Genomic DNA, 26,414 nt, shown 5'->3' on the forward strand with positions numbered 1-26,414 from the left:
TCCCGCCGTGCCGTCTACGTGCGGGTGATCAGGTTCAGATGCCGCAGCTCGACGCCGACCAGCCCCCGACGGCCCCGACGTGCGTGTGGGTGCTGTGGCCCGGGTAGCCGGGGCCGAGGATGTTCCCGAAACCGTGGTAGCGGGCCTGCTGGGCCATCCGGCAGAACGACGGGGAACCGACCAGGTCCACCCCGTCGCCGTACATGTGCCGGCTGTTGGACGCCCCGCCGACCGCGTTGTTGCAGGCGACGCTGCGGAAGCCGCTGCTGATTTGGATGGACACGTCCCCGAGGGCGTGCCGCATGGCCTGGAGCTTCCACATCGAGACGAGCGCGTTGAACTTGGCGGTGCTCGCCGCGACCGCCCCGCCGGCCCAGGTGCTGTTGCACCGGTTCAGCTCGGCGTAGGTGAAGTTGATCGGCGTGCAGTCGTCGTCCTGGAGGGCGTACAGCTTGCTGAAGGTCTGCGCGCCGGCGATGCCGTCGGCGGCCAGACCGTACGCCTGCTGGAAGCGGATCACCGCCGCGTGTGTCGCCGCGCCGAACACGCCGTCGAGGCCGAGCACCGAGTTGTAGCCGGGGTAGCCGGCGAGCCGGATCTGGAGCTGGCGGACGTCCTCGCCGGTCGAGCCCTGGGCGAGCCCCCGGCCCCAGGTGTAGCAGCCGTCGGCGTGCGCGGCACCGGTGGTCACGGTCAGGCCCACCAGGGTGGTGGCGGCGGCGAGCACGCAGGCGGCGAGAACTCTGCCGATCCGGCGGAATGCGGTCTTCACAGGTTGGCTCCCATCGATGGTTATCAGGGTCGATTGAAATGGAAGTTTCATTTACCGCCGTCTCTGCGTCAAGAATTTTCACCCCCTATTCGTCCCGGTGACGCCCCGTCTCAAACCGACGGCCACCCCTGGCGGGTCCCGTACTCCGGCGCTGGGGCGGAGCCGGGCGGGAACGTAGGATCGGTGGCGTGACAGGGGAGGAACGGCTCAGGGACAGCGGCATGGCCGACGGGTTGGAGCGGCTCTGGACTCCGCACCGGATGGCCTACGTCTCCGGTGGGGACCGGCCCGAGGGCGGGTACGAAAAGCCCGCCGGCTGCCCGTTCTGCCGGGCGCCGGGGCTGCCGCCGGAGGAGAGCCTGGTGGTGGCCCGGGGTGAGCACGTGTTCGCGGTGCTCAACCTCTACCCCTACAACCCGGGGCACCTGCTGGTCTGCCCCTACCGGCACGTGGCCGACTACACCGACCTGGCCCTGCCGGAGACCGCCGAGCTGGCGGCGTTCACCCAGATTGCGATGCGGGTGGTGCGCAAGGTCAGCAGCGCGCACGGATTCAACCTGGGCATGAACCAGGGCGGGGTGGCCGGCGCCGGGATCGCCGAGCACCTGCACCAGCACGTGGTGCCCCGCTGGGGCGGCGACGCCAACTTCATGCCGGTGATCGGGCGGACCAAGGTCCTGCCGCAGTTGCTCACCGACACCCGCGAGCTGTTCACCCGCGCCTGGCCGGGCTGACCCTACGTAGTCACCCGAATCCTTTCGGCCAACCCGCTGCCCTCGGTCGCCCCCGGGATGGCACGATCGGGCGATGGCAGTGACGACACGGACATTGGGTCGCAGCGGCATCGAGGTCAGCGCCCTCGGCATGGGGTGCTGGGCGATCGGCGGCCCCTGGGCCGAGGGCATCCAGCCGCTCGGCTGGGGTGCGGTCGACGACGACGAGTCCGTCCGCGCCGTGCGCCGCGCGCTCGATCTCGGGGTCACCCTCTTCGACACCGCCGACACGTACGGGGCCGGGCACGGCGAGCGGGTCCTCGGCCGGGCCCTCGCTGGCCGGCGCGACGAGGCCGTGATCGCCACCAAGTGGGGCTACACGTTCGACGAGGGCGCCCGCCAGGCCACCGGGGAGGACCACTCGCCGGAGTACCTGCGCCGGGCGGTTACCGACTCCCTGCGCCGGCTGGACACCGACCGCATCGACCTCTACCAGCTGCACCTGGGTGACCTGCCGGTGCCGAGGGTCGAGGCGCTGCTCGGCGTCTGCGAGGACCTCGTCGCCGACGGCCTGGTCCGGGCGTACGGGTGGAGCACCGACCGGGTCGACCGGGCCACCTGGTTCGGGCAGGGCGCCCGGCACGCCACCGCCGTGCAGCACACCCTGTCGGTGCTGCGCGACGCCCCCGACCTGCTCGCCGTCTGCGACAAGTACGACCTGGCCAGCGTCAACCGCAGTCCGCTGGGGATGGGCCTGCTCACCGGCAAGTACGGGGCCGGCTCCACGCTGCCCCGCGACGATGTGCGGGGGGCCACGGCGAACTGGCTGGAGTGGTTCCGCAGCGGCCGACCCGCCCCGGAGTGGCTGCGCCGGGTCGGCGCGGTCCGGGGGGCGCTCACCGCCGACGGGCGCACCCTGGCCCAGGGCGCGCTGGGCTGGATCTGGGCGCGCAGCGACCGTACGGTCCCGATCCCCGGCTGCCGCACCGTCGCCCAGGTCGAGGAGAACGCCGCCGCCCTGGCCCTCGGCCCGCTCGCCCCCGACCAGTTCGCCGAGGTGGAACGTCAACTGGCGGCCATCCGCGCAGCCGCCATCCGCTTTGCCGACCGCCCCCACTGGCCCATGCCCCCCACCCCCTCGGCCCGCCCCTGACCCCCACCCCGGCCCACCCACCCCGGCCCCCCACCCCGGCCCGTCGATCTTGCAGTTGCGGCCCTCGGAACGAGGCTTTTGCGCCCTTTGCCGAGGCCCCAACTGCGTGATCGACGCGGGGGGTGTGGGGCCGGGGTGGAGGGAGGGAGGCAGGGGTCAGGGGGTGGGGGGGTGGTCGTTGCGGGTCTGGTCGGACAGGTGGGTGGGCATCGGGTCGTGGCGGGTGAAGTGGCGGCGGAAGGTGCCGGTGCCGGAGGTCAGGGCGCGTAGCTCGATCGAGTACCGGAGCAGCTCGACGGCCGGGACCTCGGCGCGGACCACGGTCCGGCCGTCGGCGTCCGGGTCCGGCTCGGTGCCGAGCACCCGGCCGCGCCGGCCGGAGAGGTCGCCCAGCACCGCGCCGACGGTGTGGTCCGGCACCCGGACGGCCACCTCGTCCACCGGCTCCAACAGGGTCGGCTGGCCCTTCTCGGCGGCGTCGCGCAGCGCCAGCGCCCCGGCGGTCTGGAACGCCGCGTCGGAGGAGTCGACGCTGTGCGCCTTGCCGTCGACGAGGGTCACCCGCAGGTCCACCACCGGGTGCCCGGCGACCAGGCCGCGTTCCAGCTGGGCCCGCACGCCCTTCTCCACCGACGGGACGTAGTTGTGCGGCACGGCGCCGCCGACCACCCGGTCGACGAACTCGAAGCCGGCCCCCCGGGGCAGCGGCTCCACCTCGATGTCGCAGACGGCGTACTGGCCGTGGCCGCCGGACTGCTTGACGTGCCGGCCGTGCCCGGTGGCCGGGGCGGCGAGGGTCTCCCGCAGCGCCACCCGTACCGGCTCGGTGTCCAGCTCGACGCCGCCACCGCGCAGCCGGTCGAGCGCCACGTCGGCGTGCGCCTCGCCCATGCACCACAGGACGAGCTGGTGGGTTTCCGGATTGCGTTCCAGCCGCAGCGTCGGGTCCCCGGCGACCAGCCGGGCCAGGTTGCGGGAGAGGGTGTCCTCGTCGGCCCGGCTGCGCGCGGCGACCGCCACCGGCAGCAGCGGCTCGGGCATCTCCCACGGGGCCACCAGCAGCGGGTCGTCCTTGGCGGAGATCGTGTCGCCGGTCTCCGCGCTGCCCGACTTGGTGATCGCGCAGATGTCGCCGGCCACGCAGGCCGGCACCTCGCGCAGGGTCGCCCCCAGCGGCGTGTGGAGGTGCCCGACCCGCTCGTCCGCGTCGTGGTCGGGGTGCCCCCGCTCGGCCAGGCCGTGGCCGGCTACGTGCATCGTCCGGTCTGGGCGCAGGGTGCCGGAGAAGACCCGGACCAGGGAGACCCGGCCGACGTGCCGGTCCACCGTGGTGCGGACCACCTCGGCGACGAGCGGGCCGTCCGGGTCGCAGGTCAGCGGCGGCCGGGGGGAGCCGTCCACGCCGGTGACGGCGGGCAGCTCGTGCTCCAGCGGCGAGGGGAACGCCGACACGAGGCCGTCGAGCAGCACGTCCAGCCCGACGCCGGTCGCCGCGCAGACCGGCACCACCGGGTGGAAGTGCCCCCGGGCGACCGCCTTCTCCAGGTCGGCCACCAGCACCTGCGGGTCGATCTCCTCGCCGGCCAGGTAGCGGTCCATCAGGGACTCGTCCTCGCTCTCGGCGATGATCCCCTCGATCAGCTCGTTGCGGGACTCGGCGATCGCCGGCAGGTGCTCCAGGTCGGGCTCGCGCACCTGGGCCGGCAGCCCGGCGGTGTAGTCGAAGACCCGGCGGGTGACCAGGCCGAGCAGTCCGACGACGGACTCGCCGTCGTCGCCGAGCATCGTCAGGTGCAGGGGGACCACGTTGTCGCCGAAGACCCGCTGGCACAGCGCCACGGCCTCGTCGAAGTCCGCGCGGGGGTGGTCCAGCCGGGTCACCGCGACCGCCCGGGGCATGCCCACCGCGGCGCACTCCTCCCAGAGTGCGGCGGTGGCGGCGTCCATCCCGTCGACGGCGGAGACCACGAACAGCGCGGCGTCGGCGGCCCGCAGGCCGGCGCGCAGCTCGCCGACGAAGTCGGCGTAGCCCGGGGTGTCCAACAGGTTGATCTTGACGCCGTCGTGCACCAGCGGGGCGCAGGCCAGGCTCACCGAGCGCTGTTGGCGCACGGCGGCCGGGTCGTGGTCGCAGACCGTGGTGCCGTCGGTGACCGTGCCGGCCCGCCCGATCGTGCCGGTCGCCGCGAGCAGTGCCTCGACCAGGGTCGTCTTGCCCGCCCCGGAGTGCCCGACGAGCACCACGTTGCGAATCCTGGCGGGCTCGGTCACCACCGGCACGCCGCCGGTGACCCCCTTGTCCTGATTCCTCTGCGCCATGGGGCGCACCTCCCTCAGCCGGTGGTTGGTGGCGACCGCCGCGCGCGACGGGGAAGCGGCCCGGTGCGGAAGCTCCGCGGCGCCATCCTCCGGTGATCTGCGGTGCGGCGGGTACGGGACGGTCGGTCGGGTGAGCTGGCTCACCCTCAGGCTCGATCTCACACCCGTCGGGGGGCCAGCACAAGACTTCCCCGGGCGGGTCGGCGACCGGGGCGTGCCGTCGCCGGGGGTCGGCCGTTATCGTGGGACCGCCATGGCGAAGATCTTCCAAGTGTCGGTCCGGGCGGGGATGACCCGCGTCGTTGAGCCGATCGCGCGCGGCCTGCTCCGGGTAGGCGTGTCCCCCAATGCCGTCACCGTCACCGGCACCCTCGGGGTGCTGGCCGGGGCGCTCGGCTTCGGTGCCCGCGGCCATCTGGTCGCCGGTGCCCTCATCGTGACGTTCTTCGCGCTGACCGACCTGCTCGACGGGACGATGGCCCGGATGAGCGGCGGCTCGACGAGATTCGGGGCGTTCCTCGACTCAAGCATGGACCGGGTCGCCGACAGCGCCGTCTTCGGCGCGGTCGCGTACTGGCTGGCCACCGAGGGCGACCACGCCGGGGTCGCCGCCGCGCTGCTCTGCCTGGCCGCCGGCGGCCTGGTCTCCTACGTCAAGGCCCGCGCCGAGGGGCTCGGGATGACCTGCAACGTGGGCATCGCCGAGCGCACCGAGCGGCTGCTCATCGTCGGCGTGGGCGGAATCCTCACCGGCGTCGGCGTCCCGCACGCCCTGCAGGTCGCGCTCTGGCTGCTGGCCGCCGTCTCGATCTTCACCGTGGGCCAGCGGATCGCCCACGTGTACCGGCAGGCCCGCGAGACCGCCCCGGACGGATCGTAGGGGTGAACCTCACCGAGCTCGGCTACATCGCCGGCTGGCGGCTGGTCCGCGCGTTGCCCCGGCCCGTGGTGGCCGCGGCCTTCCAGGCGGGCGCCGACCGCGCCCACCGCTCCGGCGGCGGGGGTACGGCCCGACTGCGCGCCAACCTGCGCCGGGTGGTCGGCCCCGAGCTGCCCGAGGCCGAGCTGGACGACCTGCTCCGGCGCGGCCTGCGCTCGTACGCCCGGTACTGGATGGAGGCGTTCCGGCTGCCGGCGCTGAGCCGCGACCAGCTCCTCGCCGGTTTCCGGCTCGCCCCCGAGGGGGTCGACCTGCTCGCCGCCGACGTGGCCGCCGGCCGGGGCGCGGTGGTGGCGCTGCCGCACTCCGGCAACTGGGACGCCGCCGGGGCCTGGGTGGCGGCCACCGGCTGGCCGATCACCACGGTCGCCGAGCGGCTCAAGCCCGAGGCCGTCTACCAGCGCTTCCTCGCCTTCCGGCGAGGGCTGGGCATGGAGATCCTGCCCACCCACGGCGGCGATCGGCCCGCGTTCGACGTGCTGGTGGACCGGCTGCGCGCCGGCGCGGTGGTGCCGCTGCTGGCCGACCGGGACCTCTCCGCCCGGGGGATCGAGGTCGACTTCTTCGGCGCGCGGACCCGGATGCCGGCCGGTCCGGCGCTGCTGGCGCTGCGCACCGGGGCACCGCTCTACGTCGCCTCATTGTGGTACGAAACGGACGCGGCGTGCGCCTCGATCGAGCCGCTGCCCGTGCCCTCGGAGGACAGCGGGCCGCTGGACCAGCGGGTCCGGGCGCTGACCCAGCGGATCGCCGACGAGCTGGCGGCGGGCATCGCCCGGCATCCGGAAGACTGGCACATGTTGCAACGGATGTGGCTGGACCAGCGCGGCGCCGGCGCCGGCGAGCCCCGGTCCGTGTCCACGCCGCCGACCGTCGCCGGACCGGTCTGAGGCGGAGGGCGCTCACATGCGGATCGGCATCGTGTGCCCGTACTCCTTCGACGTGCCCGGCGGGGTGCAGAACCACGTGATGGACCTGGCCGAGGCGCTGATCCGGCTCGGGCACGAGGTGAGCGTCCTGGCCCCCGCCGACGAGGACTCCCCACTCCCGCCGTACGTGGTGTCGGCGGGCCGGGCCGTGCCGCTGCCGTACAACGGGTCGGTGGCCCGGATCGCGTTCGGCCCGGTCTCCACCACCCGGGTCCGGCGGTGGATCGCCCGGGGCGAGTTCGACGTGCTGCACGTGCACGAGCCGCTGACGCTGAGCCTGTCGATGCTCGCCGTGCTCTCGGCGCGGGGGCCGGTGGTGGCGACCTTCCACACCGCGATGACGCGCTCCCGGGTGCTCGCCGCCGCGCAGGGCCTGCTGCAGATCGTGCTGGAGCGGATCACCGCCCGGATCGCGGTCAGCGCCCTGGCCCGCAAGGTGCAGGTCGAGCACATGGACGGCGGCGCGGTGGAGATCCCCAACGGGGTCACCGTGGCCAAGTTCAGCCACGCGACACCGCTGCCCGGCTGGCCGGGGGAGGGTGACCTCGGGGAGGGCGGCACGCTCGGCTTCCTCGGCCGGTTCACCGAGGCCCGCAAGGGCTTCCCGATCCTGCGCGACGCGTTCGTCGAGCTGGCCCGCTCCCGCCCGGGCCTGCGGCTGCTGGTGGCCGGGCCGGGCGACCCGGACGACCTGTTCGACCAGTTCCCCGCCGAGCTGCGCGACCGGGTCACCTTCCTCGGCCTGGTCTCCGAGGAGGACAAGGCGCGCATGCTGCGCAGCGTCCACCTCTACGTGGCCCCGAACACCGGCGGGGAGTCGTTCGGGATGATCCTCACCGAGGCCCTCGCCGCCGGCACCACGGTGGTGGCCAGCGACCTGGACGCGTTCCGCCGGGTGCTCGACGGCGGCCGGGCCGGGCTGCTCTTCCCCACCGGCGACGCGGTGGGTCTGCGGGCGGCCCTGGTCGGGCTGCTGGACGACCCGGCGCGGCGGGCCGAGCTGACCGCGTGCGGTGACCAGGTGGTGGCGCACTTCGACTGGCCGGTGGTCGCCCGCCGGGTGCTGGAGGTGTACGCGGCGGCGATCGAGGCGACCGACGGGCGGGTGATCGACCAGGAGTGGGCGGGGCTGGGCTGACGGCCGTGACCGGGGGTGCCGGTGGGACGCAGGTGCCGGGGCGGGTCGCGCCCCGGCCGGAGGCGAACGGAGCAGCACTACGATGCCGGGCATGTGGTGGTGGGTGGGCGCGAGTCTCGTCGTGGGGCTGCTCGCGGCGTACCTGACCTGGACCGTCGGCCGGGTCGAGCGGCTGCGCCTGCGCGCGGAGGCGGCGGCCCGGGCCCTGGAGGCGCACCTGCTGCGCCGGGCCGCCGCCGCCGCGGTGCTGGCCGAGCGGCGCTACGGCGTGGAGTTGTACGCGGCGGCCCGGATCGCGCTGGACGCCGAGCCGGAGGAGCGCGAGGCCGCGGAGAACGACCTCACCCGGCAGCTGCGGGCGGTGCGGCTGGACCCGGCCGACCCGGACTGCGAGACGGTGATCGCCGCGAGTCGGCGGCTCGCGCTGGCCCGCCAGGTGCACACCGACCTGGTCCGGGACGCCCGCGCGGCGCGGGGACGGCGGCTGGTGCGGCTGTTGCGGATGGGCAGCCGGCACCCGTGGCCGCGCTACTTCGACATCGACGATCCGACCCTCGCGCTCCCCGCCGACGTGCCCGCCTGAGCGGTGCCCGCCGCAGCCCGGGCCCGTCGGCCGGCGGCCGGGCCGGGGTGATGACGGCCACAGAGCAGGCCACCCGGGGTCTGATTGGCTGTCGGACCGGCGTTGACCCCGTCGTAGCATTCAGCTGAGCCACCCCCCGAGCACGCCGAGGAGCGATAACCCGTGCCCGAAACCACTTCCCCGAACGCCAGCGCCACCCCCGTCGTCGGCACCGCCCGCGTCAAGCGCGGCATGGCCGAGATGCTCAAGGGCGGCGTGATCATGGACGTGGTCACCGCCGAGCAGGCCAAGATCGCCGAGGACGCCGGAGCCGTCGCGGTGATGGCCCTGGAGCGCGTGCCCGCCGACATCCGCGCCCAGGGCGGGGTGTCCCGGATGAGCGACCCCGACATGATCGACAGCATCATCAACGCCGTCTCGATCCCCGTGATGGCCAAGGCCCGGATCGGCCACTTCGTCGAGGCCCGGATCCTCCAGTCGCTCGGCGTGGACTACGTCGACGAGTCCGAGGTGCTCACCCCGGCCGACTACGCCAACCACATCGACAAGTGGGCGTTCACCGTCCCCTTCGTGTGTGGGGCGACCAACCTGGGCGAGGCGCTGCGCCGGATCACCGAGGGCGCGGCCATGATCCGCTCCAAGGGTGAGGCCGGCACGGGCGACGTCTCCAACGCCACCATGCACATGCGCAAGATCCGTCAGGAGATCGCGCGGCTCAGCTCGCTGCCGGCCGACGAGCTGTTCGTCGCGGCCAAGGAGCTCCAGGCCCCGTACGACCTGGTCAAGGAGGTCGCCGAGACCGGCAAGCTCCCGGTGGTGCTGTTCACCGCCGGTGGCATCGCCACGCCGGCCGACGCCGCGATGATGATGCAGCTCGGCGCCGAGGGCGTCTTCGTCGGTTCCGGCATCTTCAAGTCCGGTAACCCGGCCCAGCGGGCCGCCGCGATCGTCAAGGCCACCACCTTCCACGACGACCCGGACGTGCTGGCCAAGGTCTCCCGGGGCCTCGGCGAGGCGATGGTCGGCATCAGCGTCGACGAGATCCCGCAGCCGCACCGCCTGGCCGAGCGCGGCTGGTGATGTGAGAGGAGGCCCCTGCTCGCCGCCTCAGGCGGAGCGGGGGCCTCTTTCTGACACCCGAGAGGAGTGAACGTGACGGCACCGGTCATCGGTGTGCTCGCCCTGCAGGGTGACGTCCGCGAGCACGTGGGCGCGCTGGCCGGGGCCGGGGCGGACGCCCGCCCGATCCGCCGCCCGGGCGAACTGGACGCGGTCGACGGGCTGGTCATCCCCGGGGGCGAGTCCACCACGATCAGCAAGCTCGTCGACATCTTCGAGATGCGGGAGCCGATCGACAAGCGGATCGCCGCCGGGATGCCGGTCTACGGCTCCTGCGCCGGCATGATCATGCTGGCCACGGAGGTGCTCGACGGCCGCCCCGACCAGCGCGGCTTCGCCGGCATCGAGATGACCGTGCGGCGCAACGCGTTCGGTCGGCAGGTCGACTCGTTCGAGGCGTCGGTGGAGATCGCCGGGGTGCAGGGCGCGGCGTTCCACGCGGTCTTCATCCGGGCGCCCTGGGTCGAGCGGGTCGGCCCGGGCGTCGAGGTGCTGGGTCGGGTCACCGACAGGCCCGTCGGGGACCGGATCGTCGCGGTCCGGCAGGGCAACCTGCTGGCGACCTCCTTCCATCCGGAGCTGACCGGCGACCTGCGCCTGCACCGCTACTTCGTGGACCTGGTCCGCGCCGCCTGAGCCGCCGCCGAGGGGCCCCTCCCGTGCCGGGGGCGGGCCCCTCGGCGTGCCGGCTGCCGGGCCCGCCGGTGCCGGGTGTGACACCGACCCGCCCCGCCTCGGTAGGATTGCCGCGGTTCGGCAGGGTCCAGCGCCCGCCGCGGCCATCCACGCAGAGCCGACCGGCCCCGTCCTGGGCCGGTGGAGAAGTGGAGTTGGCGCGGGCCGTCGACGCAGGCGTGATCAACAGACGGAGGTAGCAGATGTCCGGCCACTCAAAGTGGGCGACCACCAAGCACAAGAAGGCCGTGATCGACGCCAAGCGCGGCAAGATGTTCGCCAAGCTGATCAAAAACGTCGAGGTCGCGGCCCGCATCGGCGGCGGCGACCCGGCTGGCAACCCCACCCTCTACGACGCCATCCAGAAGGCGAAGAAGAACTCCGTACCCAACGACAACATCGACCGGGCGGTCAAGCGCGGCTCCGGCCTGGAGGCCGGCGGCGCCGACTGGCAGACGATCATGTACGAGGGGTACGGCCCGAACGGCGTGGCGATGCTCATCGAGTGCCTCACGGACAACCGCAACCGGGCCGCGACCGAGGTGCGCACCGCGTTGACCCGCAACGGCGGATCGCTCGCCGACGCAGGCTCGGTGTCCTACATGTTCTCCCGCAAGGGCATGGTGATCGTGCCCAAGGCCGGGACCACCGAGGACGACGTGATGATGGCGGTCCTCGACGCCGGGGCGGAGGAGGTCAACGACCTCGGCGAGGCGTACGAGGTGGTCTCCGAGCCGACCGACCTGATCGCCGTGCGCACGGCCCTGCAGGACGCGGGCATCGAGTACGAGTCGGCCGAGTCCTCCCTCATCCCCAGCATGAACGTGCCGCTGGAGGAGGAGGGAGCCCGCAAGATCTTCAAGCTGATCGATGTCCTGGAGGACTGCGACGACGTGCAGAACGTCTACGCGAACTTCGACGTCTCCGACGAGATACTTGCACAACTCCCCTGAGGGGGTGTCTAGCCTGCCGGTCATGACTGGTAGGAGTGCTCTGCGGGCGAGTCTGTACGTCCGCCTGTCCAAAGCCGCTGATGAGCGCAGCCTGTCCATGCAGGGCATGGTTGATGATCTTCGGCGGCTTTGTGCTGCTCACGGGTTCGCTGAGGCGGCGTTGCGTATCGATGACGGCAGTTCGGGAGGCATTCGCAATCGTCCAGCGTTCCGAGAATGGCTCGCTGACGCCACTGAGGGCAACGCTGACGTGCTGGTGGCCTGGCACGTAGACCGGCTGTCCCGTGAAGGGCTGAACGTGGCAGCGACCATCTTGGACGTGATTGAGGGCAAAGATCCTGAGACAGGCCGTGTGGTCCGCCCTCCGGTGGGGCTGATCGGCTACGACGACCGGCTTGACTCCGCAGACGGGGAAGGCTTCCGGCTGAACTTCCTCGTCAAGGCCGAGATTGCCCGCGCTGAGCTTCAACGGATGAAGTCACGTAGCCAGGGCTTGGCTACCGCCAACGGTGCCGAGAGCGAGAAGCCAGCAGCGCCGATCAGCATGGCGACCGGAAACTCGATGCTCTTGGCGGCACGTCGGTTGCTGCGGATGGTCAGCAGGGAGGCGATCGGCACAAGCTCGGAGATGCAGGCGTTTGCCCATCCGAACCAATCAGGCGTGCCGATAGGGCTGTTGCTCATCGTCCAGTCGTGAACGTGGGTGAAGCTGGCTGCTCCCGCCGCCAGGCCTACGACAGCCACGATGGCTAGCCCCCGGCCTGGCCGGTGCCGACGCTGCCCGCGGGGTGGGACACCGTTCCCTGCTGACCCCGGCCGCGCGGCCCGCCTGCCTACCGGTACTCTTCATCCTTGTTTAACCTGTTCGTGGGGGTTCGTGCCCAGTGTTCGGATAGGGTCTGCGACCGTCCGGTCACCGGAGCATCTCGGAGTAACAGTGCGCAGGAACGCCGCCGCCGTCGTCGTCGCGGCAGTGCTGCCCATCGTGGCAGCGCTCGCCCCGGTCCACGCCCTGGCCCAGTCGGCCCGCGCCGTCCTCGCCCCGCTGGGCGTGGGCGTGCTGGCCGACGCCATGCCGGACCGGCCGTCCCGGGCCGCCGCCCGTCCGCGCCGAGGGCCGGGGGAACTGCCGGCGACGATCTACGGCGGCGCCTGGCCGACCTCGCACGTGCAGGGCATCGCGGTCGACCAGCGCCGCGGGTCGGTCTACTGGTCCTTCACCGAGGTGCTGGTCAGGACGGACCTTGGTGGCCGGGTGCTCGGCACGGTCACCGGGATCACCGGGCACCTGGGCGACCTCGATCTCGATCGGCGCGACGGCCGGGTGTACGCCTCGCTGGAGTACCGCGACGCCGGCGCGTTCTACGTGGCGATCTTCGACGGCGCCCGGATCGACCGGGTCGGCATCGACGCCCAGACCGGCGGGGTGCTGACCACCGTGCACCTGCGCGACGTGGCCAGGGACTTCGCCGCCGGGGCGGACGGGGACGGCGGGTCGGCCGGCGGCACGCCACGACGGCACCGCTACGGCGCCAGCGGCGTGGACGGCATCTCGTTCGGGCCGCCGCTGGGCGACCCGGACGGCCCGGACGTGTTGATGGTGGCGTACGGCGTCTACCCCGACCTCCGTCGCCGCGACAACGACCACCAGGTGCTGCTCGCCTACGACGTGCGCGACTGGCAGCGCTTCGCCCGGCCGCTGGACGAGCGGCACCCGCACCGCAGCGGGCCCCAGGCGGCCGACGACAAGGTCTTCGTCCGCACCGGCAACACCGCCTACGGCGTGCAGACCCTGGAGTACGACCGGCACACCGGCCGGTGGCTGATGGCCGTGTACCCCGGCGGCAAGCAGGGCTGGCCGAACTACTCGCTCTATGCCGTCGACGGGGCGACCCCGCCGAGGCGGGGCGTGGTGCGCGGGCAGCCGGCGGGGGAGACCGGCCGGCTCGCCACCCTCGCCCCGGCCGGCCTGTCCGACCGGCGCACCGGGGTCCGGGGCTGGATGTCCCCCGGCAGTCGGGGCCTGGAGTCGCTCGGTGACGGCAGCTTCTACCTGGTGACCGGCGGGTGGATCATGGTGGACGGGCAGCGCCGCCAGGACGCGACGGCGACGCTGCACCGGTGGACCGGCGACACCCCGATGCCGTTCGACCGGGTGTCGACGGCGAAGGCCCGCCCGTCGTACCCGCTCTGATCCGTCGCGGCGGCCCGGCCCGCCGGTGACGACGTGCCGGGCCGGGGCGGCGGGGGCGGTCAGCCCGCGCGTCGGGCCTTGACCCCGGAGTCGATCAGGTCCCAGACCAGGATCACCACCGTGGTGATGATCGTGATCACGGTGATCGACCGTAGGTTGCCCTCGTCCTGGAGCCAGGAAAAGCGCTCGATCAGGTCCGGGTTGAGCAGCCGGTCGTTCGCCAGCAGCCAGACCACGGGCACCGAGAACGCCAGGTCCAGCACGGCCTTCACCGCGACCAGCGGCCAGGTCCAGCGCCCGACGCGGTACTTGACCAGCTCGAAGACCACGCCGGCCAGCAGCACGGCCATCAGCACCGGCAGCCACGACCGCCACAGCACCGGGTCGAGCAGCGGGATGCGCTCGCCGTCGACCTGCCGCGCCCACGACCAGAAGTGCTGCCAGGGCAGGAAGGCCGCGGCGAACAGCAGGAAGGCGGCGGACGCGGCGATGTCGGTCAGGGTCATGTCCTGCTTCTCGGACACCTCGGGCAGTTGGTCGACCGTCCACGCCGGCAGCTTCAGCGCCGGGTCGGCGCGCTCGATGATCGCGAAGGTCAGGGTCACCCAGAACGTGACCTGGATCGCGACCTCGAAGGCGGTGCCGAACCCGGAGGTGATCGCGGCGGCCGGGCCGTCTCCGGTGGCCGCCCCGGCCACCCCGACCAGCGTGCCCACCAGCGCCGGGACGAAGGTGAGCAGCAGCCGCAGCAGTCGCTGCCAGTGCAGGTAGTAGGTGGGGCCGATGAGTTGCAACCGGCGGTCGGCGTACCGGGCGGCGAGGCGGTCGGGGTTGCCGAGCTCGTTGAGCACCTCGCGCTCGGCGGTGGCGGCGTCCTGCCCGGCTCCCGTCCGGCCCTCGATCATGTCCTCGATCGAGCCGCGCAGCTCGGTGGCGATCTCCTCCCGCCGGGGGGCGGGCACCGCGCGCAGGGTGGCGGAGAGGTAGCGGTCGGTCAGCGAACTCATCGATCCAGTCCTTCGATCAGGCCGGTAAGGGATTTCTGCACGGCGGAGAGGTCGGTCAGCAGCAGACGCAGCACCGTCTCGCCGTCGTCGCTGGTCTGGTAGAACTTCCGCGGCCGGCGCTCCTCGGTGTTCCACTCGCTGGTCAGCAGCCCCTGCTCCTCCAGTCGGCGGAGCAGGGGGTAGAGCGTGTTGGCGTCCACCGGGAAGCCGTGGTCGGCGAGCCGCTGGAGCAGCGCGTAGCCGTAGCCCGGCTGGCGCAGCGCGACCAGGCTCGCCACCACCACCGTCCCCCGGCGCAGCTCCTGTAGATGGGTCCGCAGGATGTCGTCGCTCACCATGCCTCACACCATACTGTATGCCACACACTATTGTCATCTGGCACATCGTTGTTCCCGGCCGACCACGTTCGGGTGGCCCGTGGAGACGCGGGCCACCACCCCCGGCGCGGACGGTGGAGCCGGCCCGGTCGCCTCGGTAGGGTGGTGCCCGGCCAGTCCGGCCGACCCATGATTCGACCCGGGGGGGCGCTCTGCATGGGCGATTCGTTCGCGCATCTGCACGTGCACACCGAGTACTCGATGCTCGACGGTGCGGCCAGGCTCAAGGACCTGTTCGCCGAGGCCAGCCGGCTCGGCATGTCGGCGGTCGCGATGACCGACCACGGCAACATGCACGGCGCGAACGACTTCTACAAGCAGGCGATGGCCGCCGGGATCACCCCGATCCTGGGCGTCGAGGCGTACGTCGCGCCGGAGTCGCGCTACCACAAGGCGCGGGTCAAGTGGGGCCGGCCGGAGCAGAAGAGCGACGACATCTCCGGCAACGGCGCGATCACCCACAAGACGATGTGGGCGGCCAACAAGACGGGCCTGCACAACCTGTTCACGCTCAACTCGCGCGCCTCCATGGAGGGTCACTACGTCAAGTGGCCCCGGATGGACATGGAGCTGATCTCCGAGCACGCCGAGGGGATCATGGCCACCACCGGCTGCCCCTCCGGCGCGGTGCAGACCCGGCTGCGGCTCGGCCAGTTCGACGAGGCCCTCAAGGTCGCCTCCGCGTACCAGGACATCTTCGGCAAGGAGAACTACTTCCTGGAGCTGATGGACCACGGGCTGAGCATCGAGCATCGGGTCCGTGAGGGGCTCACCGAGATCGGGAAGAAGCTCGGCATCCCGCCGGTGGTCACCAACGACTCGCACTACACCCACGAGGCCCAGGCCGAGGCGCACGACGTCCTGCTCTGCGTGCAGACCGGCAGCAACATCGCCGACCCGAACCGGTTCCGCTTCGAGGGCGGCGGCTACTTCATCAAGTCCGCCGACCAGATGCGCGCCGTGGACTCCTCGGAACTGTGGTTGGAGGGCTGCCGCAACACCCTGCTGGTCGCCGAGAAGGTCGACCCGACCGGGATGTTCGAGTTCCACAACCTGATGCCCCGCTTCCCCGTGCCGGAGGGGGAGACCGAGGAGTCCTGGTTCCGCAAGGAGACCTTCGTCGGCCTGGCCCGCCGCTACCCCGGCGGCATCCCCGAGGGCCACCTCGTCCAGGCCGAGTACGAGCTGGGCGTCATCAACCAGATGGGCTTCCCGTCGTACTTCCTCGTGGTCGCCGACTTCATCCAGTGGGCGAAGAACCAGGGCATCGCGGTCGGTCCGGGCCGTGGCTCGGCCGCCGGCTCCCTCGTCGCGTACGCGCTGGGCATCACCGACCTGGACCCGATCCTGCACGGGCTGATCTTCGAGCGGTTCCTCAACCCCGAGCGCGTCTCGATGCCCGACGTCGACATCGACTTCGACGAGCGCCGGCGCGGCGAGGTGATCAAGTACGTCACCGACAAGTGGGGCGAGGACAAGGTCGCCCAGATCGCCACCTTCGGCACGATCAAGGCGAAGGCCGCGATCAAGGACTCGGCCCGGGTGCTCGGCTTCCCGTACGCCGTCGGCGACCGGATCACCAAGGCCATGCCCCCGGCGGTGATGGGCAAGGACATCCCGCTCACCGGCATCTTCGACCCGAAGCACCCCCGCTACGCCGAGGCCGGCGAGATCCGTGGCCTGTACGAGTCGGACCCGGACGTGCGCAAGGTCATCGACACGGCGAAGGGCATCGAGGGGCTGATCCGGCAGACCGGCGTGCACGCCGCCGGCGTGATCATGTCCGCCGAGCCGATCATCGAGCACATCCCGCTGACCCGCCGGGACGCCGACGGGGCCATCATCACCCAGTTCGACTACCCGACGTGCGAGTCGCTCGGGCTGTTGAAGATGGACTTCCTCGGCCTGCGCAACCTGACGATCATCGACGACGCGGTCAAGAACATCCAGCTCAACCACGGCCTGGAACTGGACCTGTTGGCGTTGCCGCTCGACGACAAGGCCGCCTACGAGCTGCTGGCCCGGGGCGACACCCTGGGGGTTTTCCAGCTCGACGGCGGGCCGATGCGGTCGCTGCTGCGGCTGATGAAGCCGGACAACTTCGAGGACATCTCCGCCGTCCTGGCGCTCTACCGGCCCGGCCCGATGGGCGTCGACTCGCACACCAACTACGCGCTGCGCAAGAACGGCCTCCAGGAGATCACCCCGATCCACCCGGAGCTGGAGGAGCCGCTGCGGGAGATCCTCGCCCCCACCCACGGCCTGATCGTCTACCAGGAGCAGGTGCAGCGCGCCGCGCAGATCCTCGCCGGCTACACCCTCGGCCAGGCCGACCTGCTGCGCCGGGCGATGGGCAAGAAGAAGAAGGAGATCCTCGACAAGGAGTTCGTGCCGTTCCGCGACGGCTGCCGCGAGCGCGGCTACTCCGACGAGGCCATCCAGGCCGTGTGGGACGTGCTGGTCCCGTTCGCCGGGTACGCCTTCAACAAGGCCCACTCCGCCGCCTACGGGCTGGTCTCCTACTGGACGGCGTACCTCAAGGCGCACTACCCGGCCGAGTACATGGGCGGGCTGCTCACCTCCGTCGGCGACGACAAGGACAAGATGGCGCTCTACCTGTCGGAGTGCCGGCGGATGGGCATCCAGGTCCTCCCGCCCGACGTGAACACCTCGGCCGGGCCGTTCACCCCGGTCGGCAAGGACATCCGGTTCGGCCTCGCCGCGATCCGCAACGTCGGCGCGAACGTCGTCGCCGCGATCATGCGCTGCCGCCAGGAGAAGGGCGAGTACGCCGACTTCTACGACTTCCTGTCCAAGGTCGACGCGGTGGTCTGCAACAAGAAGACCATCGAATCGCTGATCAAGGCCGGCGCGTTCGACGTCATGAACCACCCCCGCAAGGGCCTGCTCTCCGTGCACGCCGACGCCATCGACGCGTACGCCGACGTCAAGCGCAAGGAGGCCGTCGGCCAGTACGACCTGTTCGGCGCCGGCTTCGGCGACACCGAGGCGGCCGGCAGCACCACGGTCATGCCGACCATCGGCGAGGCCGAGTGGGACAAGCGTGACAAGCTCGCCTTCGAGCGCGAGATGCTCGGCCTGTACGTCTCCGACCACCCGCTGTTCGGCCTGGAACACGTGCTCGGCGCGGCGGCGGACTGCACCATCGCCTCCCTGTCCGAGGAGGGCACCGTCCCCGACGGCGCGGTGGTCACCCTCGCCGGCATCCTCTCCGGCGTGCAGCGGCGGGTCACCAAGCAGGGCCGGGCCTGGGCGTCGGCCACCCTGGAGGACCTGGCCGGCGGCGTGGAGGCGCTGTTCTTCCCGAACACGTACGAGGTGATCGGCCAGTACATCGCCGAGGACGCGATCGTGGTCGTCAAGGGGCGGGTGGACCGCCGCGACGACACCCCGCGCATCATGGCGATGGACATGCAGCTTCCGGACGTCAGCAGCACCCCGGGCAGCAAACCGGTCACCCTCACCATCCCGGTGCACCGGTGCACGCCGCCACTGGTGAAGCAGATCAAGGAGACCCTGGTGCTGCACCCCGGCGACACCGAGGTGCACGTCAAGCTGCTCAACGGCGGCAAGACCACCACGCTGCGGCTCGGCCCGTTCCGGGTCGCCGCCACCACGGCGCTGATGGGGGACCTGAAGAGCGTCCTCGGCCCCGCCAACGTCACCTGACGCCACGGCCCCGCGTCCCCAGCATGGGGACGATTCCCTGCGCCCCGGCCCGGCGACACCCACGGCCCTCGCGGTGCCCGGCCCGCGCGAGGGTCGCCGGGAGCCGCCGGGCGGGGCGCGGGTGGGCTCCCACCGCGCCAGGGGACGACCGGTGCGGAGGCCGCGAGCGCGGGATTGGCCGTCCCGGTACGCGGCGCGGGTGACTAGCGTCGGCAGGGTGGAGATCGCACAGGCGCAGACGTTGTGGCAGCCGCAGCCGGGCTGGCTGAACACCGCGAGTTACGGGCTGCCGCCCGAGCCGGCGTGGGACGCGGTGCAGGAGGCGCTGGCCGACTGGCGGGCGGGGCGTACCTCGTGGGAGGGCTGGGGGCAGGCCACCGAGCGGTCCCGGGTCGCCTTCGCCGGTCTGGTCGGGGTGCCGGTCGCCGACGTCGCGGTCGGCAGCACGGTCTCCCAACTGCTGGCCCCGGTCGCCGCCGCCCTGCCCGTCGGCGCGACCGTCGTGGTGCCGGAGGTCGAGTTCACCTCCAACCTCTTCCCGTGGCTGGTGCAGGCCGAGCGGGGTGTCCGGGTGCGCACCGTGCCGCTGGCGGGGCTGGTCGACGCGATCGACGCCGACACCGACCTGGTCGCGTTCAGTCTGGTGCAGTCGGCCGACGGCGCGATCGCCCCGTACGACGAGATCGTCGCGGCGGCCCGGGCGCACGGCGCGCTCGTCGCCGTCGACGCCACCCAGGCGTGCGGCTGGCTGCCGTTCGACGCGGGCCTCGCCGACGTGGTCGTGGTGGGGGCGTACAAGTGGCTGATGGCTCCGCGCGGCTCGGCGTTCGCCTACCTCGCGCCCGCGCTGCGCGAGCGGCTACGCCCCGACGCCGCCAACTGGTACGCGGGGGAGGACCCGCACGCCTCCTACTACGGCCCGCCGCTGCGCCTGGCCGACGACGCCCGCCGGTTCGACATCTCGCCGGCCTGGTTCAGCTGGGTCGGTACGACCCCCGCCCTGGAACTGGTCGCCGAGATCGGCGTGCCGGCCGTGCAGGCGTACGACGTCGCGCTGGCCAACCGGTTCCTCACCGGGCTGGGCCGGCCGCCGGGGGAGAGCGCGATCGTCACCGTGGAGGTGCCCGGCGCGGCGGAGCGGCTGGAGCGGGCCGGCATCCGGGCGGCGGTCCGCGCCGGCCGGGTCAGGGCGTCCTTCCACGTCTACTCGACCGAGGACGACGTCGACCTCGCCCTGGACGCGCTCACCGGCTGAACCGGGGCGCGTCCGGGCGGGGTCAGCTCCGGTCGGCCGTCACTTGGCGCCGGTGATGATCCCGGGATTGATGCAGAGGCCGGGGTTGCTGCCGTTGCGCTCGGCGATCTCCAGGCACCGCGACACCTTGTCGACCTTCGCGTTCGTCTCGGTGATCTGCTTCTGGATGGCGGCGTTCTTCCGGTCCTGCTCCAGGTTCCGGGTCTGGGCGAGCTTGTCCTGGAAGGCCTTGATGTTGCCCTCGGTCTTGTCGTCGTGGTTGACCCGGGTGATCGTGACCGACAGGATGTCGACGTCAGTGGAGAGCCGCGCCTCCGCGCTGGTCTTGATGCTCTCCGCGAAGGGCTTCAGCTCCACGTTCAGGTTGCCCGTGTTGGCGTCGATCCGCTCCAGCGGGTTGTAGCTGGCGAAGGCGTCGTTGACGGCGCTGTCGAGCTGGACGCCCACCCGCTGGCCCCGGAAGCTGTCGAAGTCGCCCTTGTAGTCCATGAACTGCTTCGGCGCGTTCTCCGGCTTGACCTGCCACTCGATGAGCACCTCGACGCAGGCGTCGGCGAGCGTGCCGGTGCGGACCCGGACGCAGTGGTCGCCGCCGATGTGGTCGTACTTCTGCCGACCGGCGTCCCATTCGCCGACCTTCTGCCAGGGGGCGACCCACTTCAGGCCGGAGCCGGTGACCTTCCCCGTCGGCTTGCCGAAGCTGGTGACGATCCCGACCGAGCGGATCGGCACGGAGTGGGCGCTGGAGCCGACGACGAACACCACCGCGCCGACGAGGCAACCGAGTGCCACCAGGGTGGCGGTCCGCTTCGTCGACCTGCTCGGGGCGGCGAGCGCGAGCAGGCCGGAGATCGCCAGGGCGACGACAAAGATGATCGTGACGGTGAAGCCGAAGGGCATTCGTCCGGCTCCTTTCGAGGGGAGTGGGCCATCACCTTAGGGGCACCTGTCAAGGCGGAGCGCAGGCGGGTCCGAGCGGTCGTCTCGGCGCGCACGGTGAAGGTGACAACCATGCCCGAGGCTAGACGGCCACCCGCTCCACCAACTCCCCGAACACCGGCCTGCGCCGCAACCTCGCCTGCGACTGCGGGTGCAACTCCAGGGCGCGCTGCTGTGCGCCCTCGGCCTTGGGCCTCGGCAGTCGTGAGAGTCTCCGGCTTGGCAGGTCCCAGGGGATACGCGCGCTACCGACGCTATCGGCTCCTGTCGGGTCGGCTCCTGTCGGGTCGGCTCCTGTCGGGTCGGCTCCTGTCGGGTCGGCCCTTGTCGGGTCGGCCCTTGTCGGGTCGGCCCCTGTCGGGTCGGCCCTTGTCGGGTCGGTCCGCCCTCCGTCGGCCCCTTTGGAGCTGCCCCGTTTGTGCTACCGATGAAGCGGGCGCGTAAACGGGGCAGCTCCAAAGGGGCCGACAGGCAGGTCCCCGACCGGTCGCGAGGGGCAGCCGTCCGGCCGCCACCCGACTCTCCGATGCGCGTGGCGGCATAAGCGGCGTGGCGGCGACCTCCCGGAGCATTCGCGGGAGCGGAAACAGCGACGGCACAGGAGATCGAGACCGAGGCTCCGGCCATGGATCCCACGCCCTTGCCCGGACCGCACTGAGTTTTTGGCGTAACGACTTGTGGCGGTGGGTGATCACGTTGTGCGGCCGGCACCCGTGTCGGGGTGCCGGCCGCTGGTGTGGATGTGGATGTGCCGCTGGCCGGCACCGAGTCGTCGGTGCCGGCCAGCGATTCCCCTTGTGGTGGAAGGTTCGGGTCAGCTGTTCCAGTGCTGGGTGACGAGGTCGGCGGCCTGCTGTTCCCACTGGGCGTACGCGTCGGGGTAGGCCGACACCTGGACGGTCTGTGCGGCGTCGGTCAGGGGCATGTCCTGCCAGCCGTCGACCTGCTTCAGGCCCTTCAGGAACGCCAGGGTCGAGTGCTCGGGGTCGGTGATCTGCTCCGGGGTGCCCCAACCAGACGTCGGGCGCTGCTGGAACAGGCCCAGCGAGTCGTGGTCGTTGCGGTCACCGAGGTGGCCCAGGTTCTCCAGCTTCGACTCCTGCAGGGACGTGCCGATGGAGATCACGGCGGCCCGCTCGTCCAGGCCGGCCTTCTTCGTGGCGGCGATGATCGCCTTCACGTTGGCGGTCTCCTCGTCACCGAGGTCGATGCGGGACTGCTCACCCTGCACACCGTGCGGGATCAGCTTGCCCTTGTCCACGCCGGGCTTGTCGGCCTGCACGGCCACAGCGGTCGTCGGGGTCGCCGACTCGGGGGTGGGGGTGGCGTGGGCGGTGGCCGGGCCGGCGAACACGCCACCGGCGAAGGCCAGACCAGCGATACCGAGAACGCTCTTACGCATGATCGTGTTCATGGGGGTGACTCCAATCGGGGGTCGACACACACACCACCCCAGGGGAAGGGGCGGGGGTGTGAGCACCACGTCGAGGCGCCCAAAAGATCAAAAAGGGGGAAAGCCATCCGGACTGCTCACCGCACCGGGGGGTGCTCGTGGCGCCGGGACCATGTGTAACGACCGGCCACCGACCCGCATTCCCTGGGTCCGGGGGGTCAGTAGCGGTGTGCGCTACTCGATCGTCTGCCAGGTGTAACGACCCGGGGCCGGCCGATGTTCCGCCGACCGGATGCCACCGGCCAACACCCCACCCTCCCCAAACCCCCCACCCCGCCCGCGCCCCACACCTGCGCCCGCCTCACGCGTTGATCGTCGGATTCGGGGCCGCCGTCCCAACACGAACTTCTTGATCATCGCGGAGGTCCGTGGGGTGGGGCGAAAGTGTGAGGTGGGGCACAGGCGATACGAGGCGGTTCCGTATCGAAAAAGGTTCGCTTAGGATCGCTCAGGTTACGAGTACGTCCCGTTTCGTAATTGCGTCGCGGGCGGATCCGGGGGAGAGCTAGCCAAATGCAACTTCACGAAAACACCGGACACCCGAGGAGGTGGGCGATCCTCGGGGTGCTGGTGATCAGTCTCCTCGTCGTCGTCCTCGACAACACCATCCTCAACGTCGCCCTGCGTACCCTCGCCGACCCGGTGCACGGCCTCGGTGCCAGCCAGGGCGAGCTGGAGTGGTCCATCAACTCCTACACGCTCGTCTTCGCCGGTCTGCTGTTCACCTTCGGCGTGCTCGGCGACCGCGCCGGGCGCAAGCGGTTCCTGGTGGCCGGCCTGGTGTTCTTCGGCCTCGCCTCGCTGCTGTCCGCGTACGCGCAGAACCCGGCCCAGCTGATCGGGACCCGCGCGCTGATGGGCCTGGGCGGCGCGGCGATCATGCCGGCGACCCTGTCGATCATCTCCAACGTCTTCGACCCCCGGGAACGAGGCCGGGCGATCGGCATCTGGGCCGGCGCGGTCGGCCTGGCCGTGGCGATCGGCCCGATCCTCGGCGGCGCGCTGCTGGAGCACTTCTGGTGGGGCTCGGTCTTCCTGATCAACGTGCCGGTCGTCGCGCTCGGCGTGGTCCTGGTCGCCCTGCTGGTCCCCGAGTCGCGCGACCCCGACCCGGGCCGGGTCGACGTCCCCGGCGTGCTGCTGTCGGTGGTGGGCCTGGTCGCGCTGACCTACGGCATCATCGACGGCGGCGAGCACGGCTTCGACCGGCCCCTGGTCTGGGCGTCGATCGTCGGCGGCCTGGCCGTGCTGGCCTGCTTCGTGGTGCTGGAGCTGCGCAGCGACCACCCGTCGCTGGACGTCCGGCTGTTCCGGCTGCCGCGGTTCGCCGCGCCGGTGGCACTGGTCGGGCTGATCTTCTTCGCCGCCATGGGCGTGATGTTCTTCGGCTCGTTCTATCTTCAGCTGGTCCGCGGGTACAGCCCGTTGGAGACCGGCCTGCTCTTCCTTCCCTTCGCCGCTGCCCAGCTCATCTTCGCCCCGCGCAGCGCGGCGATGGTCCGCAGGTACGGGGGCAGGGCGGTCGCGATCGTCGGCCTGGCGCTGACCGTGGTGTCGCTGGGGGCGTTCGCGTTCATCGACACGGACACGCCGATCTGGGCGGTCCTGGTGTGCTTCTTCCTCCAGGGCGCGGGGATGGCGAACGTCATGCCGCCGGCCACCGAGTCGATCATGTCCGCGCTGCCGAGGCAGAAGGCGGGGGTCGGCTCGGCGGTCAGCAACACGGTTCGGCAGGTCGCCGGCGCGCTCGGCGTGGCCGTGCTCGGCTCGGTCCTGTCCGCGCTGTACCGCCAGGACGTCTCCCCGGCCCTGCGGGACCTGCCGGCGGCGGCGCACGAGGCGGCCGGTGAGTCGATCTCCGGTGCGTACGCTGCGGCCGGGCAGCTCGGCCCGGCCGGGCCGGCGCTGGTCACGGCGGCCAACCATGCCTTCGTCTCGGCGATGCACTGGGCGGCGGCCCTCTCGGCGGCGGTCGCCGCGCTCGGCATCGTGGTCGCGCTGCGCTGGATGCCCGGCCGGGATCACGGGCAGCCGCCGGTCGCGACGCCGGCGGCCGGGACACCGGAGTTGGCCGGAACCGCATAGGTAAGGGAAGAATGTCGGACATGACTTCCAACGCCGACGCTCCGCGGTCGCCCGGCAGGCCGCGGAGCGTCCGCGCGGACGAGGCGATCGTGGAGGCCGTTCTCGATCTGCTCGCCGAGGGCAGCACGATCGATGCGTTGTCCATCGAGGGCATCGCCGCCCGGGCCGGGGTGGGCAAGGCCACCATCTACCGGCGCTGGTCGGGCAAGGACGCGCTGATGCTCGACGCACTGCGCCGACTCAAGGGAATCCTGCCGCAGCCGGCCGGGCACTCCCTCCGGGAGGACCTGGTGCTGCTGGTCGGCGCGATCGGGCACAACGTCGACCCTCGGGCCGCGAAGATCATGCCCTGCCTCGTGCCGGAGGTGAACCGCAGCCCGGACCACTTCCGGGTCTACCAGAACATCATCGAGCCCCGCCGGCAGCTCATGCGCGGGGTGCTCCGCTGGGGGATGCGCAGCGGCGAGCTGCGCGCCGACCTCGACATCGAGGTGGTGCTGGCGCTGCTCTCCGGGCCGATGCTGGTGCAGCGGATGCTGCGCTGGAACCCCGAGCTGGACGACGACTCCCTGCCCGGCAGGATCGTCGACAGCGTCCTGGACGGCATCCGGGCCCGCTGACCCCTCCGGACCCGGCCCCCGGCCCGGCCCCCGACGCCCCGGCCCGGCCGCCGGCGTGTCCCCGGCGGAGGGTGTCCGGGGCGACCAGTAGGGTGTCGAACACACGTACTGCTGGCGGCTGGGGGAGGAGGCGGCGTGCGCGTGCTCGGCGTCGACCCGGGGCTGACCCGGTGCGGGGTGGGCGTGGTCGAGGGCGTGCCGGGCCGGCCCTGCACCCTGATCGCCTACCACGTCGTGCGCACCGACCCCGACGACGACCTGCCGCTGCGCCTGCTGCACCTGGACCGCTCGCTCGCCGACCTGGTCGCCGAGCACCAGCCGGACGCCGTCGCCGTGGAGCGGGTGTTCAGCCAGCACAACGTCCGCACCGTGATGGGCACCGCCCAGGCCAGCGGGATCGCCGTGCTGGCCGGCGCGCGGGCCGGGCTGCCCGTGCGCACCTACACCCCGAGCGAGGTCAAGGCCGCCGTCACCGGCTCCGGCACGGCCGACAAGGCGCAGATCACGGCCATGGTCACCCGGCTGTTGCGGCTGGCCGAGCCACCGAAGCCGGCCGACGCGGCCGACGCCCTCGCGCTGGCCATCTGCCACGTCTGGCGCGGCGGCACCCGCTCGAAGCTGGCCGAGGCGGCCGACCGGGCACGACGAGGAGGAGCACGATGATCGCCAGTGTGCGCGGCACGGTGACCGCGACGGGCCCCGATCACGCCGTGGTCGAGGTCGGCGGGGTGGGCCTGGCGGTGTACTGCGCCCCCGGCACGCTCGCCGACCTGCGGGTCGGCCAGCCCGCCCGGCTGGCCACCAGCCTGGTGGTCCGGGAGGACTCACTCACCCTCTACGGCTTCGCCGACGACGACGCCAAGCAGCTGTTCGAGCTGCTCCAGACCGCCAGCGGGGTGGGCCCCCGGTTGGCCCAGGCGGTGCTCGCCGTGCACACCCCGGACTCGGTGCGCAAGGCGGTCGCCAATGCCGACACGGCGGCGCTGACCCGGGTCCCGGGCATCGGCAAGAAGGGTGCCGAGCGCCTGGTGCTGGAGCTGCGCGACCGGATCGGCCCGGTGCCGGTGGGCACCGACGGCGCGGCCGGGGTGACCAGGGGCGCCTGGCCCGATCAGGTCCGCCAGGCCCTGGTCGGGCTCGGCTGGACGGCCGGCCAGGCCGACCAGGCGGTTGCCGCCGTGGCGGAGACCGTCGACGGGCCGCCCCCGCCCGTGCCGGTGCTGCTCAAGCAGGCCATCCGTCTCCTCGGCCGGACCCGATGACGGGCCCCGACGGCGGTGGCGACCTGGTCTCGGCGTACGCCACCGACGCCGAGCGGGACGCCGAGGCCAGCGTCCGGCCGAAGCGGCTGGAGGAGTTCATCGCCCAGCACCGGGTCCGCGACCAGCTCGACCTGCTGCTCCAGGGCGCGATGCGGCGCGGCTCCCCGCCCGACCACATCCTGCTGTCGGGCCCGCCCGGCCTGGGCAAGCCCGTCTCCGTCGACGCTCTGGTGCTGCT

The 26,414-nt window shown here is 72.1% G+C and carries 23 protein-coding genes and 1 pseudogene; 18 read left to right on the top strand and 6 right to left on the bottom strand.

Features of this window, described 5'->3' with window-relative positions; all coding sequences use genetic code 11:
- Positions 1-34 precede the first annotated feature (34 nt).
- Positions 35-772: a D-Ala-D-Ala carboxypeptidase family metallohydrolase gene (locus GVV04_RS25795; protein WP_328822575.1), complete on the bottom strand. Its 738-nt coding sequence runs from the start codon at positions 770-772 to the stop codon at positions 35-37.
- Positions 773-993: 221 nt separating this feature from the next.
- On the opposite strand from GVV04_RS25795, the gene GVV04_RS25800 reads away from it, so the two are divergent.
- Positions 994-1,506, top strand: a complete 513-nt coding sequence (locus GVV04_RS25800) for an HIT family protein (RefSeq protein ID WP_161691596.1) — start codon at positions 994-996, stop codon at positions 1,504-1,506.
- 73 nt (positions 1,507-1,579) lie between these two features.
- Complete coding sequence (locus GVV04_RS25805; protein WP_161691352.1) at positions 1,580-2,638, top strand: aldo/keto reductase; 1,059 nt, start codon at positions 1,580-1,582, stop codon at positions 2,636-2,638.
- 156 nt (positions 2,639-2,794) lie between these two features.
- On the opposite strand, the gene GVV04_RS25810 is transcribed toward GVV04_RS25805, so the two are convergent.
- Positions 2,795-4,957, bottom strand: a complete 2,163-nt coding sequence (locus GVV04_RS25810; protein ID WP_161691354.1) for an elongation factor G-like protein EF-G2 — start codon at positions 4,955-4,957, stop codon at positions 2,795-2,797.
- Between the two features lie 253 nt (positions 4,958-5,210).
- Between GVV04_RS25810 and pgsA the strand changes: the two genes are divergently transcribed.
- The 9 genes from pgsA to GVV04_RS25855 all read left to right on the top strand — a co-directional run bounded on the left by pgsA (position 5,211) and on the right by GVV04_RS25855 (position 13,488).
- The gene (pgsA, locus tag GVV04_RS25815) at positions 5,211-5,837 is read left to right on the top strand and encodes a phosphatidylinositol phosphate synthase (RefSeq protein ID WP_161691356.1); all 627 of its coding nucleotides are present in this window, start codon (positions 5,211-5,213) and stop codon (positions 5,835-5,837) included.
- Positions 5,838-5,839: 2 nt separating this feature from the next.
- On the top strand, positions 5,840-6,787 hold the full coding sequence (locus GVV04_RS25820) for a phosphatidylinositol mannoside acyltransferase (RefSeq protein ID WP_161691358.1): 948 nt from the start codon (positions 5,840-5,842) through the stop codon (positions 6,785-6,787).
- A 16-nt stretch (positions 6,788-6,803) separates the two neighbouring features.
- Positions 6,804-7,964, top strand: coding sequence for a glycosyltransferase family 4 protein (locus tag GVV04_RS25825; RefSeq protein ID WP_161691360.1), 1,161 nt, complete (start codon positions 6,804-6,806; stop codon positions 7,962-7,964).
- Positions 7,965-8,046: 82 nt separating this feature from the next.
- Positions 8,047-8,547 carry a hypothetical protein gene (locus tag GVV04_RS25830; RefSeq protein WP_161691362.1) on the top strand — a complete coding sequence of 167 codons (501 nt, stop codon included), beginning with the start codon at positions 8,047-8,049 and terminating at the stop codon, positions 8,545-8,547.
- A gap of 162 nt (positions 8,548-8,709) precedes the next feature.
- A complete protein-coding gene (pdxS, locus tag GVV04_RS25835) occupies positions 8,710-9,627 on the top strand; it encodes a pyridoxal 5'-phosphate synthase lyase subunit PdxS (RefSeq protein WP_161691364.1) in 918 nt (305 codons plus the stop codon).
- Between the two features lie 72 nt (positions 9,628-9,699).
- A complete protein-coding gene (gene pdxT / locus GVV04_RS25840) occupies positions 9,700-10,302 on the top strand; it encodes a pyridoxal 5'-phosphate synthase glutaminase subunit PdxT (protein ID WP_161691366.1) in 603 nt (200 codons plus the stop codon).
- Between the two features lie 242 nt (positions 10,303-10,544).
- Positions 10,545-11,294 (top strand): YebC/PmpR family DNA-binding transcriptional regulator, encoded by a 750-nt coding sequence (locus GVV04_RS25845; RefSeq protein ID WP_161691368.1) that lies wholly within the window; start codon positions 10,545-10,547, stop codon positions 11,292-11,294.
- 22 nt (positions 11,295-11,316) lie between these two features.
- Complete coding sequence (locus tag GVV04_RS34855) at positions 11,317-11,991, top strand: recombinase family protein (RefSeq protein WP_161691370.1); 675 nt, start codon at positions 11,317-11,319, stop codon at positions 11,989-11,991.
- Positions 11,992-12,231: 240 nt separating this feature from the next.
- Entirely contained in the window at positions 12,232-13,488 is a 1,257-nt protein-coding gene (locus GVV04_RS25855; protein ID WP_201754133.1) for a hypothetical protein, read from the top strand.
- A 59-nt stretch (positions 13,489-13,547) separates the two neighbouring features.
- Here the strand turns inward: GVV04_RS25855 and GVV04_RS25860 are convergent, their stop codons facing one another.
- Both GVV04_RS25860 and GVV04_RS25865 read right to left on the bottom strand, forming a co-directional pair.
- Positions 13,548-14,495 (bottom strand): permease prefix domain 1-containing protein, encoded by a 948-nt coding sequence (locus tag GVV04_RS25860; protein WP_161691371.1) that lies wholly within the window; start codon positions 14,493-14,495, stop codon positions 13,548-13,550.
- Positions 14,492-14,833 carry a PadR family transcriptional regulator gene (locus tag GVV04_RS25865; RefSeq protein ID WP_161691373.1) on the bottom strand — a complete coding sequence of 114 codons (342 nt, stop codon included), beginning with the start codon at positions 14,831-14,833 and terminating at the stop codon, positions 14,492-14,494. The genes GVV04_RS25860 and GVV04_RS25865 overlap by 4 nt, the downstream gene beginning before the upstream one ends.
- 195 nt (positions 14,834-15,028) lie before the next feature.
- Between GVV04_RS25865 and dnaE the strand changes: the two genes are divergently transcribed.
- Both dnaE and GVV04_RS25875 read left to right on the top strand, forming a co-directional pair.
- Positions 15,029-18,562, top strand: a complete 3,534-nt coding sequence (gene dnaE, locus GVV04_RS25870; protein WP_161691375.1) for a DNA polymerase III subunit alpha — start codon at positions 15,029-15,031, stop codon at positions 18,560-18,562.
- A gap of 217 nt (positions 18,563-18,779) precedes the next feature.
- Positions 18,780-19,817: an aminotransferase class V-fold PLP-dependent enzyme gene (locus tag GVV04_RS25875; protein WP_161691377.1), complete on the top strand. Its 1,038-nt coding sequence runs from the start codon at positions 18,780-18,782 to the stop codon at positions 19,815-19,817.
- 39 nt (positions 19,818-19,856) lie between these two features.
- Here GVV04_RS25875 and GVV04_RS25880 read toward each other — a convergent pair whose 3' ends face one another.
- Positions 19,857-20,717, bottom strand: coding sequence for an SPFH domain-containing protein (locus GVV04_RS25880; RefSeq protein ID WP_161691379.1), 861 nt, complete (start codon positions 20,715-20,717; stop codon positions 19,857-19,859).
- 853 nt (positions 20,718-21,570) lie between these two features.
- On the bottom strand, positions 21,571-22,170 hold the full coding sequence (locus GVV04_RS25885) for a hypothetical protein (protein ID WP_161691381.1): 600 nt from the start codon (positions 22,168-22,170) through the stop codon (positions 21,571-21,573).
- Between the two features lie 552 nt (positions 22,171-22,722).
- Between GVV04_RS25885 and GVV04_RS25890 the strand changes: the two genes are divergently transcribed.
- From GVV04_RS25890 to GVV04_RS25910, 5 genes and pseudogenes are all read left to right on the top strand, one after another.
- On the top strand, positions 22,723-24,294 hold the full coding sequence (locus GVV04_RS25890) for an MFS transporter (protein WP_161691383.1): 1,572 nt from the start codon (positions 22,723-22,725) through the stop codon (positions 24,292-24,294).
- An 11-nt stretch (positions 24,295-24,305) separates the two neighbouring features.
- A complete protein-coding gene (locus tag GVV04_RS25895; RefSeq protein WP_161691385.1) occupies positions 24,306-24,914 on the top strand; it encodes a TetR/AcrR family transcriptional regulator in 609 nt (202 codons plus the stop codon).
- A 135-nt stretch (positions 24,915-25,049) separates the two neighbouring features.
- On the top strand, positions 25,050-25,577 hold the full coding sequence (gene ruvC / locus GVV04_RS25900) for a crossover junction endodeoxyribonuclease RuvC (RefSeq protein ID WP_161691387.1): 528 nt from the start codon (positions 25,050-25,052) through the stop codon (positions 25,575-25,577).
- Positions 25,574-26,176: a Holliday junction branch migration protein RuvA gene (ruvA, locus tag GVV04_RS25905; protein ID WP_161691389.1), complete on the top strand. Its 603-nt coding sequence runs from the start codon at positions 25,574-25,576 to the stop codon at positions 26,174-26,176. The genes ruvC and ruvA overlap by 4 nt, the downstream gene beginning before the upstream one ends.
- Positions 26,173-26,395: pseudogene (locus GVV04_RS25910) on the top strand (Holliday junction branch migration DNA helicase RuvB); the annotation flags it as partial. The gene ruvA and the pseudogene GVV04_RS25910, both read left to right, overlap by 4 nt.
- Positions 26,396-26,414 lie beyond the last annotated feature (19 nt).

The sequence above is a fragment of the Micromonospora rubida genome, from assembly GCF_009908295.1.
In the GTDB taxonomy this organism is placed as follows: domain Bacteria; phylum Actinomycetota; class Actinomycetes; order Mycobacteriales; family Micromonosporaceae; genus Micromonospora; species Micromonospora rubida.